Here is a 20,040-nt window from a genome sequence, read left to right on the forward strand (position 1 = left end):
TCTGTGGCCAACAGCTTCAACCTGCCCTTTGCCCGCGATCTGCGCTACCGGCTCGAATATGCGGGCTTGCGCTTCCTCATCGGGCTGGTGCGGCTGTTCCCCGTCGACCTCGCCGGCAACGTCTCGGCCAAGATCTGGCGGCTGATCGCGCCACATAACCGGCGTCACAAGCGCGCGCTCGCCAATCTTCAGCGCGCCTTCCCGGAGAAGACGCCGGAGGAGCGCGAGCGTATCGCGCGCGCCGCCTGGGAAAATCTCGGGCGGGTTATGGTCGAGACCATGAATATCGACCGCATCCTGAAGGATCCCGGGCGGCTTCACGTCACCAACGGACACTGGATCGCCCGCTACAAGGATAAGATGGGCCCCGCGCTCATCGTCACCATGCATATGGGCAATTGGGAGCTCGGCATGTGGCCCGTGATGTTGGCGGGCGTAAACCCGGCCGGAGTCTACCGCCAGGTGAAGAATCCTTACGTCGACCGCTATTTGCGCGCGCAACGTGAAGCGCTTTATCCCGGCGGCCTATTCGGCCGCGGCCGCGCCGCCGGCCAGGACGAGACGCAGAAGACCGCGCGCCTGATCATGGACTATGTGCGCCAAGGCGGCCGGCTCGGCTTCATCTCCGACCTCTACGACGCCAACGGCATCGAGGTGCCGTTCTTCGGCCGTCCCGCCAAGAGCATGCCGATCGCCGCCATGATCGCGCGCCGCGTCGGCGCGCGCATCTGGATCGGCCGCTGCGTGCGCATCGGCAATCGTGCGTGCTTCGATGTCAATGTAAACGAGCTGCGGATTCCGCGCACCAACAACCAGGCGGAAGATATTCGGTCGATTACCGCCGCAATCCAGCGCTACTTCGAAGTGTGGATTCGCGAGACGCCCGAGCAGTTCATGTGGTCGAACCGCCGCTGGTCATAACGGAGGCGTTAACTGCGTTGACAGCCTCCCCGGGCCGCGCTCTTATCGTCACAAAGACTCGGGGATAGGGTGTCGGTGCAATGTCTACTGTCCGCAACGCTAGATTTCAGATCGGCCAGGTGGTGCGCCACCGGCTCTACCCGTTTCGCGGCGTCGTCTTCGACGTGGACCCGACGTTCTCCAACACCGAGGAATGGTATGCCTCCATTCCGCAGGACGTGCGGCCGCCGAAGGATCAGCCGTTCTACCACTTGCTCGCGGAGAACGCAGAGACCGAATATATTGCCTATGTCTCGGAACAGAATCTCGTGCCCGATCCTTCGGACGAGCCGCTGCGACATCCTCAAGTGCCGGAACTGTTCGAGGACTTGAGGGACGGTGTGTTCCGCTACCGCTTCCTGCAAGAGCACTGAAACGCGAAGGCCGCTGCGCCATGAGACAAGACCGCCCCGGTGCGGCCTTTTCGATGTCGCGTAGACGGCGTCAGACTATGGAGTCGCGGCGGCCGGCGGCTGCTTCTGCTGCGCGGTGGCGTTGGCCGGCGCTGGTGCCGGGGCGCCGCCTTGCGCTTGCGCGGGGGCGCCGCCTTGGGCTTGCGCTTCCCCTTGCTTGGCCTTGGCTGCGAGCTCGGCCTGGCGCTTGCGGAACATCTCCATCAGCTGCCGGCGCTGCTCTTCGTATTTGGCGTTGTCGACCGGCGCTCCGTCATAGGCCTTGCTGAAGCCGGAAAGCGGCACGGGGAAGCCCATGGTCTTCTGCTGGATGTTCATCGCGGCGACGATCATCTGCTTGCCGGCGCGCATCTTCTGATAGAGGTCGTCGGTCAGCTCCATCTGAACCTGGCAGCTGGTCGGGAAGCAGATCGAATATTGCAGCTGGATCGGCTGCTGCTCATCGATGCGGATCTGTACGCCGGCCGGAATCACCAGCGCATAGGCGGTCGGCACGCGGATGAGCAGTTGCTGCTTGTCCTCGCCTTCCGCCTTGCGCACGGCGGCGGCGATGAGAACCATGCCGGTGTTCGGCTCGAGCCCCTCATGGTTGATCAGGCAGATTTCCTTGTTGGCCGTCTGCTCGTTCTTCATGCAGAGCTTCACCCAGGCGTCGTCCGCAGCTTGGCCGGCGGGGCCAGCGCCGGGTGCCGCGGCGGCGGGAGCTGCGGCCGGTGCGGGCGCCTTCGGTGCTTGCGTGGACTTGGGGGCTTGTTGCGCCTGGGTCATTGGCGCGATCATGGCGACGGCAAGCGCGCTTACGCCTGCGCCAAGTATCCAACGACCCGCGCTGCGGCTCAGCGTGTTCCAACGATCCTTGGACCAGATCATCAATCGACCTTTCCTCTGTTTGCGGGCTGGCTCAGGCATGCCAGCAATACCCCGTGCCCGCTCCCTGATACCAGGGTCAATACCCGAAATGCGGCGTAGACGTGGCTGGCCACCGCGCCTAGGGGACTTTCTTGGCCGCCCCTTCCAGTGTTCTAACCTTTTTTCATTGTGATGGAGATAGGTTGCGGCGTCGGATTGTTTGGCCAGGGATGTTACCCTTACCCCCATGGTGCAATGCGAAGGCATCTATAGCCATGCCGGGTCGCGGTTGAAAGCCCCTATTTTGCTGCTTGTGTTGGGGCTGTTGTTGCCGCCCGGCAGCGGTCAGGCGCAGCCTGCGTCCGGGCTCGCCATGCATGGTGAGCCCCGCGAGGGCGCCGATTTCAGCCATTTTCCCTATGCCAATCCCGATGCACCGAAAGGCGGCCGGGCGACCTTCAGCGTGCGCGGCTCCTTCGACAGCTTGAACCCGCTGATCGTCAAGGGCGCACCCGCCGACGGTCTCCGCGAATACGTCTACGAGAGCCTGATGGCGCGCGCCTACGATGAGCCGTTCACCCTCTACGGCCTCATCGCCGAGGCGGTGGAGTCGCCGGCAGACCGTAGCTACGTCGAGTTCACCTTGAACGAGAACGCCAAGTTCTCCGACGGCGCTCCCATCACGGTGGACGACGTGATCTTCTCCCACGCCGTGCTGCGCGATCACGGCCGGCCGAACCACCGCTCCTACTACAAGAAGGTCGCCAAGGTCGAGAAGACGGGCGAGCGCAAGGTTCGCTTCACCTTCGATCAGTCGGGCGACCGCGAGATGCCGTTGATCATGGGCTTGATGCCGGTGCTGCCCAAGCATCTGCTCTCGCCTGAGACCTTCGAGAAGACGACCTTGAAGCCGCCGATCGGCAGCGGCCCTTACGTCATCGACAAGGTCGATCCGGGCAAGAGCATCAGCTACAAACGTGATCCGAACTATTGGGGCCGCGATCTGCCGGTCAATCGCGGGCTCTATAATTTCGACGAGATCCGTTACGACTACTACCGCGACGCGGGTGCCATGTTCGAGGCGTTCAAATCCGGGCTCGTCCAGATTCGCAACGAGGACGATCCGACACGCTGGACGGAAGGCTACAATTTTCCGGCCCTGCGCGACGGGCGCGTCGTCAAGGAGGAGCTTCCGGTCGAGACGCCGGCCGGCATGTCGGCGCTCGTGTTCAACACGCGGCGACCGTTGTTCGCGGACCAGCGTGTGCGCCAAGCGCTCATCAAGCTGTTCGACTTCGAGTGGGTGAACCGCACGCTCTATCACGGCCAGTACGCGCGCAGCGAAAGCTATTTCGCGCGCTCGGAGTTGTCGTCGCACGGCAGGCCGGCCGACGCGACGGAGCGCGCTTTGCTGGCGCCATACGCCGACGCGGTGAAGCCCGCCATCATGGACGGAAATTTCTCCTTCCCGGTGAGCGACGGCACGGGCGAGAACCGTGAAGGCCGGGCGCAAGCACTCGCACTCTTCGAAGATGCGGGCTACACGCTGAAGAATGGCAAGCTTGTCGACAAGAAGACCGGCGAGCCGTTCACCTTCGAGATCCTTGCCGCCACGAGAGCCCAGGAGCGGCTTCTCCTCACCTATGCCCGCGCCTTGAAACAGGTGGGAATCGACGCTCGAATCCGGCAAGTTGACTCCGCCCAGTATCAGCGGCGCAAGCAGACCTACGATTTCGACATGATCCAATATTTCTGGCCGGTGTCGCTGTCGCCGGGCAACGAGCAGTCGTTCCGCTGGGGGAGCGAGGCGGCCGTGACGGAGGGATCGTTCAACTATCCGGGGGTCAGGAGCGAGGCGGTCGACGCCACGATCGAGGCGGTGCTCAAGGCGGAGGACCGCGCCGGTTTCGTCTCCGCCGTGCGCGCGCTGGACCGCGCGCTCCTGTCGGGCGACTACGTCGTGCCCCTGTTCTATCTGCCGCGGCAATGGGTGGCGCATTGGCGGAACCTCAAGCGGCCGCACGAGACCCCGCTTTACGGCTATCAGATCGACACGTGGTGGTTCGACCCACCGGCCAAGGCTGCCGGCGACGTCACCGGCACGCCGTGAAGCCATGAGCATGCTGCCCGCTTCCGCCACGGAAATGGACCATGACAACGGCCCGATCACGGCGGAAGGATTGTTGCGGCGCCGCGCGCACCAGAAGCCGGAAGCCATGGCGCTCGCCGATCCGCCGAACCGGCAGACGCTCGGGCTGACGCCCGCCCGCTCCTTCACCTATGCCCAAGCCGACGAAGCGGTGGACGCGCTCGCCGGCTTCTTCATCGAGCTTGGCTTGGAGCCCGGCGACAGGATCGTCATGCAGCTCCCCAATGTCATCGAGGCGCCGCTGGCGCTGCTCGGGGCCTGGCGGGCGGGACTCACGGTCGCCGCCGTGCCTATGCTGTGGCGCGCCATGGAGATCGCCAGAGTGTGCGACGCGATCGAGCCGAAGGCACTGATCGGCGCGGCGGAGTTCGCCGGCGAGAGGTCGGCCGAATATCTCCGCGACGTCGCCGCCACAAGGCTTTCGGTCCGCTTCGTGCTCGGCTTCGGCCGCAACCTACCCGACGGCATCGCCTCGCTCGACGATGCGATCGCCGCCGGACGCCTGGCGCGCGATCAGGTTCGGGCGCGCACGCACGACGGCCATTCGCTCATCACCTTCACGGCGCGCGCCGGCGCACCATTCATTCCTGTCTTTCGAACTGAGGACGAGATTCTCGCGCAAGGCGCAATGGCGGTGCTCGCGCTCGCGCTCGACCGCGGCGACACGATCCTCAACCCCTACCCGTTCACCGGGCCGGTCGGGCTTGGACTTGGGCTCGCCCCCTGGCTCATCGCAGGCGCCACGCTCGCACAGCACCACCCCTTCGACTACGGCGCGTTCGTGCAGCAGGTTCTCGTCACGGGCGCGACGGTAACGGCACTGCCCGGCGCTGTTCTCGCCGAGCTTGCCAGAGACGGCGTGTTGCAAGATCCCCAGTGCCGGTTACGCCGCGTGGGCCGCGTCTGGTCTACGCCCGGGCTCAGCGAGAGCGCCGCCCTCCCGGTGCAGGCAAGTCGCCCGGTGTTCGACCTCGTCCAGCTCGGCGATCTCGCGAGCCTGATGCTGCGGGACGAGCTGGATGGCCGCGCCGGCCTGCCGCTCGGGCCGGTGCATCTCGGCGAGGACGCCGGCGGCGCGGTGTTCGTGGAGACCAAGCTCGGGGTCGGCGAGCTGTTGGTGCGCGGGCCGGTGGTGCCGCGGGGCGCGTCTGAGGGGCCGCTCGCCGCGGATCGCGACGGCTTCGTCTCAACCGGCCTACGCGGGCGGGCAGAAGATGGCGGGGTGCGGCTTCAGCGCGATCCCGAGCTCGTCTACCATGGCGGCTTCACCATCGCTGCGTCTGAGCTCGACGGGCTTTACCAAGCCTTCCCCGGCTTTCTCGATGCCGCTTGCTTCGTGCTGCCGGACCCCATCGTCGGCGACCGCATCTTCGCCGCGGTGGCCCCCTTTCCCAACGCGCCGGTATCGCTCGAGGCGCTGCACCGCTTCCTCATGGAGCGGGGCGTCGCACCCTATAAATTCCCCGACAAATTGCTCGTGGTGAAGGACATCCCGCGCGACCGCCAGGGCCGCATCCTGCGCGGCGAGATCTTGCGGCAGGTGTAGCCCTCTTTCTCCCTGGAAGGGCGCATATGATCGTCCGACAAAGTTGGACCACTTTTGAGGGAGAGCCTAATGGCCGCCAAGCGTTCGGGGGGGTGCTGCCGACCCTGGTAGGAGTGCACCCCATGAAGAAATATCTCATTGCAGCTGCCCTCGTCGGCGCCTTCGCCATTCCCGCTCTCGCCCAGCAGGACTATTACGTCGCCTTGAGGGTCGGAGGGGGCGGGTGCGAGATCATGACCACCGAGCCCACGGACACCAAAACATACAAGATGATGGGCAAGTACAGCTCAGAGGCCGAGGCCAAGAAGGCCATGGGCGCCATGGCAGAGTGCCAGTAGCCGCCACTCGGCGAAGTTCAAGGGCCCGGCTCACCGGCCCCTTTTGTTACGCCGCCTGCTTCACCGCCTCGGCGATCTTGACGAGGCGCTTCAGGAGATCGCTTGTGCCGGCGAGGCGATTCTCCGGCTGGGGCCAGTTGGCGTAATAGATGAGCCGGTGGTCGGGTTGGAGCTTCACCTGCTTGCCGTTGTCCCGAATGAAGTCGATGAGGCCTTCCGGATTGGCGAAGGTCTTGTTGCGGAAAGCGATGACGGCGCCCTTCGGCCCTGCGTCGATCTGCTCGACGCCGGCCTGGCGGCACAATCCCTTGATCTCGACCACGTCGAGCAGATGCCGCACCTCTTCGGGCAACGCGCCGAAGCGGTCGATCAGCTCGGCGGCGAAGCTCTCGATGGCATCGGCGCTCTCAACCGCCGCCAGGCGCCGGTAAAGCCCGAGCCGCACTTGCAGGTCCGGCACATAGTCCTCCGGGATTAGGACCGAGGTGCCGAGATTGATGCGCGGGCTCCACTGATCCTCGATCATGGCGCCCTCCCCGCCCTTCAGGGCGGCGACCGCCTCCTCGAGCATCGACTGGTAAAGCTCGAAGCCCACCTCTCTGATGTGGCCCGACTGCTCCTCGCCAAGGAGGTTGCCGGCGCCCCTGATGTCGAGGTCGTGGCTCGCCAGGATGAAGCCGGCGCCGAGCGTGTCGAGCGATTGAAGCACCTTCAGGCGCTTCTCGGCGGCGGGCGTGAGCCGCGCGTCGGCGGGAATGGTGAAATAGGCATAGGCCCTGATCTTGGAGCGGCCGACCCTGCCACGCAGCTGATAGAGCTGGGCAAGGCCGAACATGTCGGCGCGGTAGACGATCAGGGTATTGGCCGAAGGGATATCGAGGCCGGACTCGACAATCGATGTGGACAGAAGCACGTCGTATTGGCGGTCGTAGAACGCGTTCATCACCTGGTCGAGCTCGCGGCTCGCCATCTGGCCGTGGGCGCGGGCGACCTTCAGCTCAGGTACGTGCTCCTTGAGGAAGGCGGCGGCGTCGTCGAGGTCGGAGATGCGTGGCACGACGAAGAAGGTCTGGCCGCCGCGGAAGCGCTCGCGGAGCAGCGCCTCGCGCAGGGTCATGGGATCGAACGGCGCCACGTAGGTGCGCACCGCAAGCCGGTCGACCGGGGGCGTCGCGATCAGCGACATCTCGCGCACGCCTGACAGTGCAAGTTGGAGCGTGCGCGGGATGGGGGTGGCGGTGAGGGTCAGCACGTGCACGTCCTCGCGCAGCTCCTTCAGCCGCTCCTTATGCTTGACGCCGAAATGCTGCTCCTCGTCGACGATGAGGAGTCCGAGATCGACGAACTCGATGGACTTGCCGAGCAGCGCATGGGTGCCGATGACAATGTCGATATCGCCGGTCTTGATGCCCTTCTTGACCTCGGCGAGTTCCTTGCCGCCGACGAGGCGCGAAGCCTGGGCGATCTTCACGGGGAAGCCGCGGAAGCGCTCGGTGAAGGTGTGGAAGTGCTGGCGGGCGAGCAAGGTGGTCGGCACCACCACCGCCACCTGCTTGCCGGCGAGCACGGCGATGAGGCTCGCGCGAAGCGCCACCTCCGTCTTGCCGAAGCCGACATCGCCGCAGACGAGCCGATCCATGGGCCGGCCGCTCGCGAGATCCTCAAGCACGGCACCGATGCTGGTGACCTGGTCCTCGGTCTCCTCGTAGGGGAAGCGCGCCGAGAACTCGTCGTAAGTGCCGTCGGGGGGATTGAAGATCGGCGCCTGCCGCAGCTCGCGCAGCGCCGCCACCTTGATCAGCTTCTCGGCCATGTCGCGGATGCGCTGCTTGAGTCGGGCTTTACGCGACTGCCAGGCCACGCCGCCGAGTCTGTCGAGCACGACACCGGATTCGTCCGAGCCGTAGCGGGTGAGCAGCTCGATGTTCTCGACCGGCAGATAGAGCTTGTCGCCGCCTTGGTAGTGCAACTCGAGGCAATCGTGCGGCTCACCGGCCGCCTCGATGGTGGCCAAGCCGACGAAGCGGCCGATACCGTGGTCGGCATGGACCACGAGGTCGCCGACCGTGAGGCTCGCCGCCTCGGTCAGCGCGTCGCTGCCCTTCTTGGCGCGCGACTTGCGCACGAGCCGGTCGCCGAGAATGTCCTGCTCACCAATCACGGCAATGCCAGGCGCCTCGAAGCCCGTCTCGAGCGGCAGCACCGCCACCGATGTCGCCTCAGGCGGGGCGGCGACGGCCTCGGCAAAGGTCTCAACCCGCACCGTGTCGCGCAGGCCGTGCTCGGCGAGTAGAGTGGCGAGGCGTTCCCGCGCGCCGACGCTCCAGCAGGCAACGATGACGAGCTTCTGCTCGCCGAGGAGCCGCTTGGCGTGGGCGACGACGGCGTCGAACACGTTGGCGCCTTCGGTCTGACGCTCCGGCGCAAACGACCGGCTCTGGCGCCCGCCAAACGAGACGAGGGGCACAGCGCTGTCCTCCGGGCGCTCGAACGCATCGAGCGCGATCACCTTGCGGGTGCCGGCGAGCGCCTGCCACTCGGCCTCGGCGAGGAACATGCTCTCCGCAGGCACAGGATGATACGGCGGCGCCCCGAACGCCTTGCGCTCGAGCGCGCCGGGGCGCGCATCGTAGTGATCGGCGATCTGCTCGAGCCGGGTCGCGCGCGCCTCGTCAGAGAGCGGGTCTAGCGTCAGCACCGCGTCCGGCAGATAATCGAACAATGTGGCAAGCGAGCCGTGGAACAGCGGCAGCCAATGCTCCATGCCCTGGTGCTGATGCCCAGCCGAGACCGCCTCGTAGAGCGGGTCATCGCCCTTCACTGGGCCGAACAGTTCCACGTAGCGCTGGCGAAAGGCGCGGCGGACGTCCGGCGTCAGCGCCACCTCGCTCATGGGCAGAAAGTGAACCGCATCGAGACGCGCCTCGGTGCGTTGCGTCTCAGGATCGAACGCACGGATCGACTCCAATGTGTCGCCGAAGAAATCGAGGCGCACCGGCTGGCCGCCTGGCGGATAGAGATCGAGAATACCGCCGCGCACAGCATATTGGCCGGGGTCCGTCACCGTGCCGGACCGGCCATAGCCCGAGGCTTCGAGGCGCTGGATCAGCGCCTGCATGCTCATGACGTTGCCGGACTGAAGCTTGAGACTCGATCCTGAGATGAAGGCGGGTGGCGGCACCCGCTGGATCGCGGCGTTGACCGAGGTAAGCAGCACGAGCGGCTTGGTATCGCCGGGCGCGCGCTCGGTCAGCGCGGCAAGGGTGGCGATGCGCTCCGCTACAATCTCGGCATTGGGCGCCACGCGGTCGTAAGGCACGCTGTCCCATGCCGGGAAGCACAACACCGTGACATCGGGCGCGAAGAAGGCAAGCGCCTCTTGAAGTGTGGCGAGCCGGTTGCCGTCGCGGGCGACGTGCAGGATCTGCGCACCGGCGTGCCTTGCAAGCTCCCCGAGGAGCAAGGCATCGAGGCCCTCGGGCACGCCGCCCGCGATCGTGCGCGGCGCTTTGAGCAGGCGGTCGATTGGCAAGGATGGAAGCTTAGACGCGGAACTCATGGCCGATGGCGTGTTTATCTCGTCCAGGGCAGCCCGTGAAAGCGACGCACGCGGTCCATCAGCGCATCGAGGTCCCGCTCGCCGAGGGAATATCCCTCGAACAGCGATAACTCGAGCCGGGGGTCCGGGGTTTCGATCAGGCGCTCGAGCACGGCGATGTCGTCGGCGTTCATGCTATCGATGGTCTGCTCGGCAAAGCGGCCGAGCAGGTAGTCCATCTCCTTGGAGCCTCGATGAGCCGCCCGCCACAGCGCCCGGCGCCGGCGCATGCCAAGGTCACTGGCCATATCTGCTTTCCAGCCTTGAGCATTCCGGGTTAGAGCGAGCACCCCGACCGATGTCAAGGGCGCCCGAATCTCATCATTGTACACTGGAAATCTATGCGCCCGCCCCGGCTAGCCCCGCTGTTTGCCACGGTCCGCGCCTTGAAGGGCGTCGGGCCCAAGGTCGAGGGGCTGCTCAACAAGCTGGTCGTCCCGCGCCACCAGGGGGCGCATGCGCGGGCCATCGATCTTCTCTGGCAACTGCCGGTCGGTCTCGTCGACCGCGCCATTGTCCCGCGGATTGCCGATGCCAAAGTCGGCGCGCTTGCCACGCTTGAGGTCACGGTCGCCGAGCATAGGCCCGGGGGCGGCCGGCGCGGGGCCAGCGCGCCCTACCGGGTGCTGGTGGAGGACGCCTCCGGCGCGTTCGAGCTGGTCTATTTCAACGCCGACCCGGCTTATCTCAGGCGCCTGCTGCCGGTCGGCAGCACGCGCCTCGTCTCCGGCAAGCTCGAATCCTACGACGGTTGGCTGCAAATGCCACATCCCGACCATGTGGCGGCGGCGGAGCAAGGTGCGAGCACTCTCCCGCTGATGGAGCCGATCTACCCGCTGACCACCGGCCTCTCCAATACGGTGCTGCGGAAGGCGATCGGCGAGGCTCTCACCCAAGTGCCGCCCTTGCCCGAATGGATCGACGCGGGCTTCCTAGCGAAGAACGCGTGGCCGTCCTTCGGCGATGCCATGCAGCGTCTCCACGCACCCCAAGACGACGCGGATCTTCTGCCGTCTGCGCCGGCGCGGGAACGCCTCGCCTACGACGAGCTTCTCGCCAACCAGCTCGCGCTCGCCATCATCCGTCAGCGGCTCAAGAAGCGCACCGGGCGGCGGATCGCTGCACAAGGCAGGGTGCGCAAGGCGATCATGGACGCCCTGCCCTTCGCGTTGACCGGCGCGCAACGCCGAGCGCTTGCCGAGATCGACGCCGACCTTGCAAGCCCTCACCGCATGCTGCGCCTCCTGCAAGGGGACGTCGGCAGCGGCAAGACGGTGGTGGCGCTGCTCGCCATGGCGAATGCGGTCGGGGCCGGCGCGCAAGCCGCGCTCATGGCGCCAACCGAGCTTCTCGCCCGCCAGCACTTTGCCACCATCGGCGGCTTTGCGGACGCCTCGGGGCTTCGGGTTGCGCTGCTCACGGGGCGTGAGCGCGGCCGCGAGCGGACTGCGATCCTCGGTGCGCTGAAGACTGGAAACATCGACATTCTGATCGGCACCCATGCGCTGTTCCAGGAATCGATCCAGTCCCGTGATCTCGCACTTGTGGTCATCGACGAGCAGCACAGATTCGGCGTGCATCAGCGGCTCGCCCTGCAAGCCAAGGGCACCGGTGCAGGCGCGGAGCTTCTGGTGATGACGGCGACGCCGATCCCGCGCACGCTCCTCCTCACGAGCTACGGCGACATGGATGTGTCGCGGCTCGACGAAAAGCCGCCGGGGCGAAAGCCGATCGCGACCCGCACCGTGCCGCTGGACCGTCTCGATGAGATCATCGACGGCGTGGAGCGCGCCATCGGCTCAGGCGCCCAGGTGTATTGGGTATGCCCGCTTATCGCCGAATCCGAGGTGCTCGATCTCGCCGCGGCGGAGGAGCGCTACGCGGCCCTACGCGCGCGGTTAGGCGACAAGGTCGGCCTCGTGCATGGCCGTCTCGCCGGCAAGGACAAGGACGCAGTGATGGCGCAGTTCGCGTCCGGTGCACTCGCGATCCTCGTGTCGACCACGGTGATCGAGGTCGGCGTCGACGTGCCGAACGCCTCCATCATGATCATCGAGCACGCCGAGCGCTTCGGCCTCGCCCAGCTGCATCAGTTGCGCGGCCGCGTGGGACGCGGCGTCGCCGAATCCTCCTGCGTGTTGCTCTATCGTCAGCCGCTTGGCGAGACGGCGCGGGAGCGCCTCAATGTGATCCGCACGACGGAAGACGGCTTCATCATCGCTGAAGAAGACCTGCGTCTCAGAGGCGGCGGCGAGGTGCTAGGCACCCGCCAAAGTGGATTACCCGCGTTTCGGGTCGCCACGCTACCCGAGCATCAAGAGCTTCTCGAAGCGGCGCGCGACGGGGCCCGGCTCAGGCTTACCCGCGATCCAGGGCTCAAAGGCAAGGACGCTGAGGCGCTGCGGCTTCTGCTTTATCTGTTTGAGCGCGACGATGCGGTCCGGCTGATCAGCGCGGGCTGATGTCCGCTTGATCGGCGGCGCAACTCAGGGCTGATTGCCGCCGCTGAAGATGCCGCCAAAGAGACCCCCTCGGCCGAAGAGGCCCGGGCGCTTCTGCGGTTGAGCGGTGTCCGTCTCAGCTGCCACCTCCGCATCGGGCTTGGCTGGCGTCACCTTCTTGTTGACCGCCTTTGGACTGCTCCCCTTTGGCTTGGGATCGGCCGACGCCGTTGCCGGTTTGCGGCCGCCGGCGCCCGGTTTCGCTTGAGACGGCGCCGTCACGACCGGCGGCGGCGGCGCGAGTGCCGCCTCGTCGATCCAACCGCTGGCGCCGCTCCTCAAGTCCTGAATCCGGGCGTAGCCGCCCTCACGTCCAATGACCCGGAATGGCCGCCCGGCGGGAAAGCCGAACATGGCCGAGGCGTCTGGCGAGGGACTAGCCAGCACCTCGACCGGCCGTTTGGAAACGAGGATCATGCCGGCACCCGGGAGCTCCGGCTGCTCCGCCGGCTCAACTGCAGCGCTTTCCGCATCGGTCGGCAGGGCCGCATCACCTGTCGGTGCGGCGGGCTCGCTCGGTGCGGTGGCGGCTTCTTGGGTGGCGGGTGTCGGCTTGGGAATGGAGTCGGTCGTTTCCACGGCGGGTGGTGCGGCAGGGGCCGGCGAAGGGGCTTCAACCGCAGCCGGCGCTTTCTCCTCCACCGCGGGCTGATTGAAATATGGGCCCGCCCGCAGGACAACGCCCACGACCAGCACTAGGCCGGCGACGGCAAGAAACGCGACCTTCCTCGAAGCAAATCCGCTACGCTTCGACAGGGACTTCCGCGCGGCTTCCAGATCCATGGCCCAATCATCGCACGGCCGGAATGTTCGATCCACAGGCGCAGTTCCGCCGGCTGAGAGAGTTATGAAATAGGATAAAGGCGAACTCCGGGCCGGCAATCGCCCGCTCCGGCCGCGTCATGCGGTCGTGGCTCTCGCCTAAACGACCGGCTCCTCGTCGGGGATCGGCTTCTTCGCCTTGGCGTCGTCGACGAGCTTCTTCAGCGCGTCTTGCTGCGGCGGCACGAGACCAGCCGAGATCACCATCTTCGCGCCATCCTCGATGGCCATGTCGAGCAAGGTCACGTCTTTCGCGGGCATGAACATGACGAAACCCGTGGTTGGGTTCGGCGCGTTCGGCATGAACACCGTCATCAGCTTCTCACCGTTGCCAAGCTTCTCCTTGACCTCGGCAGGCGGGTCGCCGGAGATGAACACGAGCGCGTAAAGCCCGCGCCGGGGAAACTCGATGACGCCCACGCGCTTGAACGACGTGCCGGTCTTGGAGAATACGGTGGTGAAAATCTGCTTCAGCAGGCGGTAGACGCCACGCACGACCGGCATGCGATCGAGCATCATCTCGCCGTAGCTGACGATGGTGCGGCCGAACAGATTGGCGGTGAGCGCACCGATCACCATCAGCGCCAGGATGCCGACGATCAGGCCGGCGCCCGGGACGCTGTAAGGAAGATAAGTCTCAGGCAGGTAAGCCTTGGGAATGAGCGGCTTCACCCAGCCGTCGACGAGATTGATGAACCACCACACCACGTAGATGGTGATGGCGACCGGGCCCACGACGATGAGGCCGGTGAGGAAGTAGCCGCGCAGCCGCGCCAGGACGTGTGACGAGGGAGGCTCGAGCGCGCCGAACAAACCGAGCTGGTCTTCCTCGTTTGGCGTGTCGGGGGCTGACTTCGACTCGTTCGTCTTTGATTCTTTGAATTTCATGCAGGTATGTGAATCATGGGAGAGCAGGGGCGGTCAAGATAACATGGGTGCGGCTTTCGGCCGTTCCTAGTCCGCCCGGGTTACGCATAGGAGGCATGGCCGAAGTCGGGCGTGCTGGCAAGCCTGTTGCCGGTGCCTAGGGCCCGTCCGGCGAGACGACCGAGCAATCGGTGCCGCTTCGCTTCAACGCGTTGCACACTCTGGCCCCCTCCTCCTGGCTCCCGAACTGACCGAATTTGAGGCTGTAGAACGTGCCGAAGCTGCCGATGTCGACCTTCTCGATCTGCGGTTGCGCGCTCGCGAGTTGCCCGTTGGCGCGCGACACCTGCTTCCACAGAGCCTCGGCCTCGGCCTGCGACCGGCTATTGGCGAGCTGGATGCGATAACGGCCGGCGCTGGCGGCTTGTGGCGCCGCGGGTGCGGACTCGGAGGACCGCGAGAACCAGCGGCCGATGGCAGTGCCGCCGCCGCCGTCGGAGCCTTCCGACACGACCTTGGTGGTTTCCGTGTTGGCGGCCCAACTCGCCGCGGAAGGCGGCGCGGCCGCAGTTTTCGGCGGCGCCGTGGTGGTTCGAGGGGCTGGCGCCGGTGCCGTCGCGTCAGGGGCTGGCGCCGGTGCCGGTGCGCTGTCGCCGGTCAGCGATCCGAACCAGCGGCTGACGCGATTGCCGCCGCCACTCGGTTCCGAGGTCGTATCGCTGACCGATGCGTCCCAGCCGCTTGAGGGCGCCGCGGCGGCCGTCTGTGGCGAAGCCGGCGCCGGCGCGGGCGCTGCGCGTGGCGGGGGCGCCGCAGGGGGAGGCGCAGGCGGCGGGCTGCTGCTCGAACCGCCGAAGCTTGGCACCAGCCGGCTCCAGACGCTTTCACCCGAAGAGGATTGGTCGTCCGCGACCACGGCGGTGGCGAAGCTGCCGGGGTCGGCGGCCGCCACGGCGGCAGCGCCGTCCTCGGCGATGAGCTTGTCGACCTCGCTCGTGCTCGAGGCCTTGCGGGCAAGCGCAAGCTCTGCGTCGCCTTGGCTCGACAGTCCCGCGGCCTTGTAGGCGAGGCCACGGTTGACCAGCGCCCTCACCTTGTCGGATGGAGTGAGACCGAGCCAGATCGCGGCGCCGAGATCGGAGATGGCGCGAGCCGGCTGGCCGAGCTTGCGGTAGGCGATGCCCCGCAGGTAGAGCGCCTTGGCGGCTTGTCCGGCCGAGACGTTCTCATTGTTGACGGTGGCGGAGAGTTGGCGCACCGCCGTGTCGTACTTGCCGGCGGCAAGAGAGTCGGCGCCGGTCTTCAAGCCGGCATCCTGGGCGTGGGCTGCGGCCAGCAGGCCAAGCAGCGCGAACGCCGCACCGGCCAGACGGCGGCGCAGAAGGAGGCCCCCGCCAAAAGCAAGATGGCGCGGCCGGAACGACTTCCGATGATCCGCCATGTGCTTGCTCAAGCAAAGAAATCAGGCAAATCCGAGGCTGTAGTCTATTCCACCGTCACAGACTTTGCGAGATTTCGCGGCTGATCTACGTCCGTGCCCATGAACACCGCGGTATGGTAGGCGATGAGCTGGACCGGCACGGCATAGACGAGCGGCGTGACAAACGGGTGGACGGACGGCACCGGCAGGGCCGTCTGGATGGCGCAGCCGACGGAGACCGGGTCGGCGTCGCTAACCAGGACGATCTTGCCGTCGCGGGCGGCGACCTCCTGCATGTTGGACACGGTCTTGTCGAAGAGATCGTCGCGCGGGGCGATGACGATGACCGGCACGGTCTCGTCGATCAGCGCGATGGGCCCGTGCTTCAGCTCGCCCGCCGCGTAGCCTTCGGCATGGATGTAGGAAATTTCCTTCAGCTTCAGCGCGCCTTCCATGGCGATGGGGTAGCTCGAGCCGCGGCCGAGATAGAGCACGTCGCGCGCCTTCGACAGCGAGTGCGCCAGCGTCTCGTACGGGCTCTCGTCACGCAGGATCGTCGCCATGTGGCGTGGCACCTCGGCCAGCGCCTTGATGAGTTCGCCTTCGAACGCCGAGCCGATCACGCCCCGCGCCTTGCCGGCGGCAATAGCGAGGCAGGCGAGTACCGTCAGCTGACAGGTGAAAGCCTTGGTGGAGGCAACGCCGATCTCAGGGCCGGCCAAGGTCGGCAACATGGCGTCGGACTCGCGCGCGATCGAGGATTCCTGCACGTTGACGATGGACAGGACGTGCTGGCGCTGCTCGCGGCAGTAACGCAGCGAGGCAAGTGTGTCGGCCGTCTCGCCCGATTGAGAGACGAACACCGCTACGCCGCCGGGATCCAACGTCGTCTCGCGGTAGCGGAATTCCGAGGCGATATCGATGTCGACCGGGAGCTTGGCCCAGCGCTCGAACCAGTACTTGGCGACGAGACAGGCGTAGAACGCGGTGCCGCAGGCCGACAGCGAGAGGCGATTGACCCCGGCGAAGTCGAAGGGCAGCGCTGGCAAGTCCACTTGATAGGTGGCGAGGTCGACATAGTTCGCCAACGTATGGCCGACCACTTCCGGCTGCTCATGAATCTCCTTGGCCATGAAGTGCCGGTAGTTGCCCTTGTCGACGATGAGGCGGGCGGCGAGCGACCGCGCGATGGGCCGTTCGACTGCTTGGCCGGCGCGGTCGCGCATGGCGATGCCTTCCCGCGTGATCACGGCCCAATCGCCGTCCTCGAGATAAGCGATCCTGTCGGTGAACGGCGCGAGCGCAATGGCGTCGGAACCGACGAACATCTCGCCGTCGCCATAGCCGACGGCGAGTGGGCTGCCCTGACGCGCCACAATCATCAGATTGTCGTAGCCGCGAAAGATCATGGCGAGCGCGAACGCGCCCTGGAGCTGGCTCAAGGTCTGGTACACCGCGGCGACCGGATCCTTCCCGGCGCGCAGCTCACGCGTAATGAGATGGGCGATCACCTCTGTGTCGGTGTCGCTGGTGAACGGGGCGCCTACGGCCATGAGCTCGGCCTTCAGCTCGCGGAAGTTCTCGATGATGCCGTTATGCACGATCGAGACGTCGTCGGTCATGTGCGGGTGCGCGTTGGCTTCGCTCGGCTTGCCATGGGTAGCCCAGCGGGTGTGGCCAATGCCGGTGTCGCCGTGTAGCGGGTACGCCTTCAGCAGCTCCTCGAGATTGCGCAGCTTCCCTTCGGCCCGGCGCCGGTCGAGACGCCCGTTCTCCAACGTCGCCACGCCCGCTGAGTCGTAGCCGCGATATTCAAGGCGCTTCAGCGCATCGACGAGCTTCTCCGCGACCGGACCCCTGCCGAGAATGCCAACGATCCCGCACATCGTCCCCTACTCCCTCGACCCCTGGCTCTTGCCTAAACGGGCTGCCTCTGCGTCGCAATTCACGAGCTATGTCCCTTTATTGCGATGACTTCAGTCGTGTAGGCCGGCCGCTATTTGGACTTGTCGCGCGCACGCCGCGCACGAACCTTGGCGGCCCAGCCGGCCTTTTCTTCCTGCGGCGTGCGGGTCAGCGCCAGCGCGTCGGCCGGCACGTCCTTGGTGATCACGCTGCCCGAGCCGATATAGGCGCCGTCGCCGATCTTCACCGGCGCCACGAGCGAACTGTTGGAACCGATGAACGCTCCGGCGCCAATTTCGGTCCGGTGCTTGGCGAAGCCATCATAGTTGCACGTGATGGTACCGGCCCCGACGTTAGCGCGCGCGCCGACGCTGGCATCGCCAATGTAAGTAAGATGGTTAACCTTGGCGCCTTCGGCGATCTCCGCCTGCTTGATTTCGACGAAGTTGCCGACATGGGCATCCTTCGCCAACGCCGCGCCTGGTCTGAGCCGCGCGAAAGGTCCCACCGTCGCGCCCGGCCCGATCTTCGCGGCCTCGATGTGGCAGAAGGCCCTGATCGTCACCCCGTTGTCGATGGTGACGCCGGGACCGATGACGACGTTCGGCTCGATCAGCACGTCCCTGCCGACTTCCGTGTCATGACTGAGGAACACCGTGTCTGGCGCGACCAGAGTGGCGCCGTTCGCCATGACGGCGGCGCGGAGCCGCCGCTGCATCAGCGCTTCCGCGGTGGCGAGCTCGGCGCGCGAGTTCACGCCGAGCACCTCCTCGGCGTTCGACAGCACGACGCGCGCATGCAGCCCCTCGTTCCGCGCCAACGCCACCGCGTCGGTCAGGTAGAACTCGCCCTTGGCGTTGTCATTGCCGATCTTACTGAGCAACCGGCCGAGGGTCTTGCTCGCACGGAACGCCAGGATGCCGGAATTGCACAAGGTCAACGCTCGTTCGGCCGGGCTCGCGTCCTTCTCCTCGCGAATGCCGGCAAGCTGTCCGTGATCGTCGAACAAGAGGCGACCGTAGCCGGTCGGATCTTCGGCCTCGAAGCCGATCACGACGACGTCGGCGCCGGCCTCGAGCTCGCCGAGGACCGCCTTCAGGGTCTCGGTGCGCAGGAGCGGCGTGTCGCCATAAAGCACGAGAACCGCTCCATCGGAGCCTTCGAACGCGGCGCGCGCGGCTTTCAGCGCGTCGGCGGTGCCGAGTTGCTCGGGCTGGACGAATACGTCGAGCTTGGGATCGATGGCGCGCGCGGCAGCGCCCACCTTGTCCATGTCGGGTCCCACCACGACGCAAGCCCTGCCGATGCCGGCAGCCGCGACCGAGCGCAGCACATGGGCCAGCATGGGCGCGCCCGCCAGGCGGTGCAGCACCTTTGGCAGGGCCGATTTCATGCGCGTGCCTTTGCCGGCGGCAAGGATGATGGCGAGAACCGATGCTTGTGTCATGCCGACCTGATCGCTGTCACTCCCGAGGACCGATGACCGAATCGTGCTTTCCAAGTTCCCCTAAAGCCGGACTGTCTAGTCCAAAGCGGCCACGAGGGCCACAATCCCGGCTTGGCGAAGTGCCGCGCCCCTAATGAAATTGACCGTGCGGACAGAGTGAGTAATCATTCCCCCGAGGGTAGTTCAATCGCCGCCAAGCCTTATTCAGGTCGCTTTTCGGCTCGAATCTGGCATTCCGGAGGCTCGAAATTTCATGGCTCTGAAAAGTCGCCGACGCGGCGCGCGCAATTGGGCGCGAGGCATCTTCGCCTTTTTCTGGATCATCCTCGCCGGATTTTCCGGCCTTTACCTCTACACCCTGTTCACCGATCCAGCCGCCCTCGGGAGCCCAACCATCCAACTGAGCGGAATTATCGCCGGAGACCAGGCCCGAACCGGCACGACGCCAGTCGCGCCTGCTCCAGCCGCCGCGCCGGCGCCCGCCGGGGGAGCCTCGCTCGGTACCGCGCAGCTTGCCGAGCTCAAGGCGTCGCTTCAGGCGCTGTCGCAACAGACGGCCGCGATCGATGCACGGTTGAAGCCCATCGAAAAATTCATCGGCCCCGTGGCCGCGCTCCCACCGGCGTCCTCCGTGACCACCTCGCCGCCCGCGCCCATCGTGCCGCTGCCCGAAGAAGAGAGCGCGGCGCCGGCGCCCGAAGTTGCGGTGGCCGAGGTTGAGGAGGAGACAGTAGTGGAAGCGCCGGCAGCGCCGCCGCCACCCGTCGAGACGCCTGCCGCGGCGCCTGCGCCTTCGCCTCCCGTTGCTACCGAGGCTCCAGCGACTGAGGCGCCACCCGCCGTCGCCGCCGCGCCTATGGAGGACGAGGCTCAGCCGCCGGCGTCTGAAGCCGCCGGCCCGGCCGAGGCGGCGGAGATCGCCAGTCTCGATCCTGTCACTCTGCCGCCTGCCGCCAATGACGGCTCGACCCGGTATGGCATCGAGATCGGCATCGTGGCGAAGCGCGACGAGCTGCGGCCCCTGTGGCGGGAATACCTGACCAACCACGCGGCTCTCGTCGCCGGACTCCAACCGCGGCGCGTGCTCGCGCCGGACAAGAAATGGCGCTTGATCGCCGGGCCATTCGCCAACGCCCAAGACGCCGAGGGCGCGTGCACGTTATTCAAGAAGGCCGACCGGCCGTGTGCGGCGACCGTCTACGCAGGCGACGGTCTCTGATCTCGC

General features: G+C 66.2%; 15 protein-coding genes. 7 read left to right on the top strand and 8 right to left on the bottom strand.

From position 1 onward, the window contains the following. Positions 1 to 3: 3 nt before the first annotated feature. Both ACRECX_RS00370 and hspQ read left to right on the top strand, forming a co-directional pair. Entirely contained in the window at positions 4 to 921 is a 918-nt protein-coding gene (locus ACRECX_RS00370; protein WP_431556822.1) for a lysophospholipid acyltransferase family protein, read from the top strand. A gap of 80 nt (positions 922 to 1,001) precedes the next feature. Then, positions 1,002 to 1,334 (top strand): heat shock protein HspQ, encoded by a 333-nt coding sequence (gene hspQ / locus ACRECX_RS00375; RefSeq protein WP_431556823.1) that lies wholly within the window; start codon positions 1,002 to 1,004, stop codon positions 1,332 to 1,334. A gap of 75 nt (positions 1,335 to 1,409) precedes the next feature. Here hspQ and ACRECX_RS00380 read toward each other — a convergent pair whose 3' ends face one another. Continuing rightward, complete coding sequence (locus tag ACRECX_RS00380; protein ID WP_431556824.1) at positions 1,410 to 2,243, bottom strand: invasion associated locus B family protein; 834 nt, start codon at positions 2,241 to 2,243, stop codon at positions 1,410 to 1,412. Between the two features lie 226 nt (positions 2,244 to 2,469). Here ACRECX_RS00380 and ACRECX_RS00385 point away from each other — a divergent pair, with 226 nt between their 5' ends. The 3 genes from ACRECX_RS00385 (at position 2,470) to ACRECX_RS00395 (ending at position 6,255) form a co-directional block, all read left to right on the top strand. After that, on the top strand, positions 2,470 to 4,332 hold the full coding sequence (locus tag ACRECX_RS00385) for an extracellular solute-binding protein (RefSeq protein WP_431556825.1): 1,863 nt from the start codon (positions 2,470 to 2,472) through the stop codon (positions 4,330 to 4,332). Between the two features lie 4 nt (positions 4,333 to 4,336). Then, the gene (locus tag ACRECX_RS00390; RefSeq protein WP_431556826.1) at positions 4,337 to 5,917 is read left to right on the top strand and encodes a class I adenylate-forming enzyme family protein; all 1,581 of its coding nucleotides are present in this window, start codon (positions 4,337 to 4,339) and stop codon (positions 5,915 to 5,917) included. Between the two features lie 122 nt (positions 5,918 to 6,039). Continuing rightward, positions 6,040 to 6,255 (top strand): hypothetical protein, encoded by a 216-nt coding sequence (locus ACRECX_RS00395; protein WP_431556827.1) that lies wholly within the window; start codon positions 6,040 to 6,042, stop codon positions 6,253 to 6,255. A gap of 46 nt (positions 6,256 to 6,301) precedes the next feature. Here the strand turns inward: ACRECX_RS00395 and mfd are convergent, their stop codons facing one another. Then, positions 6,302 to 9,814, bottom strand: coding sequence for a transcription-repair coupling factor (mfd, locus tag ACRECX_RS00400; RefSeq protein ID WP_431556828.1), 3,513 nt, complete (start codon positions 9,812 to 9,814; stop codon positions 6,302 to 6,304). A gap of 14 nt (positions 9,815 to 9,828) precedes the next feature. Next, complete coding sequence (locus ACRECX_RS00405; protein WP_431556829.1) at positions 9,829 to 10,101, bottom strand: succinate dehydrogenase assembly factor 2; 273 nt, start codon at positions 10,099 to 10,101, stop codon at positions 9,829 to 9,831. Positions 10,102 to 10,194: 93 nt separating this feature from the next. On the opposite strand from ACRECX_RS00405, the gene recG reads away from it, so the two are divergent. Next, a complete protein-coding gene (gene recG, locus ACRECX_RS00410; protein WP_431556830.1) occupies positions 10,195 to 12,315 on the top strand; it encodes an ATP-dependent DNA helicase RecG in 2,121 nt (706 codons plus the stop codon). Positions 12,316 to 12,339: 24 nt separating this feature from the next. On the opposite strand, the gene ACRECX_RS00415 is transcribed toward recG, so the two are convergent. The 5 genes from ACRECX_RS00415 to glmU form a co-directional block, all read right to left on the bottom strand. Then, entirely contained in the window at positions 12,340 to 13,137 is a 798-nt protein-coding gene (locus tag ACRECX_RS00415) for a hypothetical protein (RefSeq protein ID WP_431556831.1), read from the bottom strand. A 138-nt stretch (positions 13,138 to 13,275) separates the two neighbouring features. After that, complete coding sequence (locus ACRECX_RS00420) at positions 13,276 to 14,064, bottom strand: DUF502 domain-containing protein (protein WP_431556832.1); 789 nt, start codon at positions 14,062 to 14,064, stop codon at positions 13,276 to 13,278. Positions 14,065 to 14,200: 136 nt separating this feature from the next. Further along, positions 14,201 to 15,484: an SPOR domain-containing protein gene (locus ACRECX_RS00425; protein WP_431556833.1), complete on the bottom strand. Its 1,284-nt coding sequence runs from the start codon at positions 15,482 to 15,484 to the stop codon at positions 14,201 to 14,203. A gap of 44 nt (positions 15,485 to 15,528) precedes the next feature. Beyond that, a complete protein-coding gene (gene glmS / locus ACRECX_RS00430) occupies positions 15,529 to 17,349 on the bottom strand; it encodes a glutamine--fructose-6-phosphate transaminase (isomerizing) (RefSeq protein ID WP_431556834.1) in 1,821 nt (606 codons plus the stop codon). Between the two features lie 110 nt (positions 17,350 to 17,459). Then, positions 17,460 to 18,815 carry a bifunctional UDP-N-acetylglucosamine diphosphorylase/glucosamine-1-phosphate N-acetyltransferase GlmU gene (gene glmU, locus ACRECX_RS00435; RefSeq protein WP_431556835.1) on the bottom strand — a complete coding sequence of 452 codons (1,356 nt, stop codon included), beginning with the start codon at positions 18,813 to 18,815 and terminating at the stop codon, positions 17,460 to 17,462. Positions 18,816 to 19,068: 253 nt separating this feature from the next. On the opposite strand from glmU, the gene ACRECX_RS00440 reads away from it, so the two are divergent. Further along, positions 19,069 to 20,034 carry an SPOR domain-containing protein gene (locus ACRECX_RS00440; RefSeq protein ID WP_431556836.1) on the top strand — a complete coding sequence of 322 codons (966 nt, stop codon included), beginning with the start codon at positions 19,069 to 19,071 and terminating at the stop codon, positions 20,032 to 20,034. Positions 20,035 to 20,040: the final 6 nt, after the last annotated feature.

Source organism: Methyloceanibacter sp. (genome assembly GCF_050726195.1).
Classification (GTDB): Bacteria; Pseudomonadota; Alphaproteobacteria; order Rhizobiales; family Methyloligellaceae; genus Methyloceanibacter.

Coding starts and splice junctions, on each gene's coding strand:
- hspQ (WP_431556823.1), top strand. CDS start 1,002: ATGTCTACTGTCCGCAACGCTAGATTTCAGATCGGCCAGGTGGTGCGC.
- ACRECX_RS00380 (WP_431556824.1), bottom strand. CDS start 2,243: ATGATCTGGTCCAAGGATCGTTGGAACACGCTGAGCCGCAGCGCGGGT.
- ACRECX_RS00385 (WP_431556825.1), top strand. CDS start 2,470: ATGGTGCAATGCGAAGGCATCTATAGCCATGCCGGGTCGCGGTTGAAA.
- ACRECX_RS00390 (WP_431556826.1), top strand. CDS start 4,337: ATGAGCATGCTGCCCGCTTCCGCCACGGAAATGGACCATGACAACGGC.
- ACRECX_RS00395 (WP_431556827.1), top strand. CDS start 6,040: ATGAAGAAATATCTCATTGCAGCTGCCCTCGTCGGCGCCTTCGCCATT.
- mfd (WP_431556828.1), bottom strand. CDS start 9,814: ATGAGTTCCGCGTCTAAGCTTCCATCCTTGCCAATCGACCGCCTGCTC.
- ACRECX_RS00405 (WP_431556829.1), bottom strand. CDS start 10,101: ATGGCCAGTGACCTTGGCATGCGCCGGCGCCGGGCGCTGTGGCGGGCG.
- recG (WP_431556830.1), top strand. CDS start 10,195: ATGCGCCCGCCCCGGCTAGCCCCGCTGTTTGCCACGGTCCGCGCCTTG.
- ACRECX_RS00415 (WP_431556831.1), bottom strand. CDS start 13,137: ATGGATCTGGAAGCCGCGCGGAAGTCCCTGTCGAAGCGTAGCGGATTT.
- ACRECX_RS00420 (WP_431556832.1), bottom strand. CDS start 14,064: ATGAAATTCAAAGAATCAAAGACGAACGAGTCGAAGTCAGCCCCCGAC.
- ACRECX_RS00425 (WP_431556833.1), bottom strand. CDS start 15,484: ATGGCGGATCATCGGAAGTCGTTCCGGCCGCGCCATCTTGCTTTTGGC.
- glmS (WP_431556834.1), bottom strand. CDS start 17,349: ATGTGCGGGATCGTTGGCATTCTCGGCAGGGGTCCGGTCGCGGAGAAG.
- glmU (WP_431556835.1), bottom strand. CDS start 18,815: ATGACACAAGCATCGGTTCTCGCCATCATCCTTGCCGCCGGCAAAGGC.
- ACRECX_RS00440 (WP_431556836.1), top strand. CDS start 19,069: ATGGCTCTGAAAAGTCGCCGACGCGGCGCGCGCAATTGGGCGCGAGGC.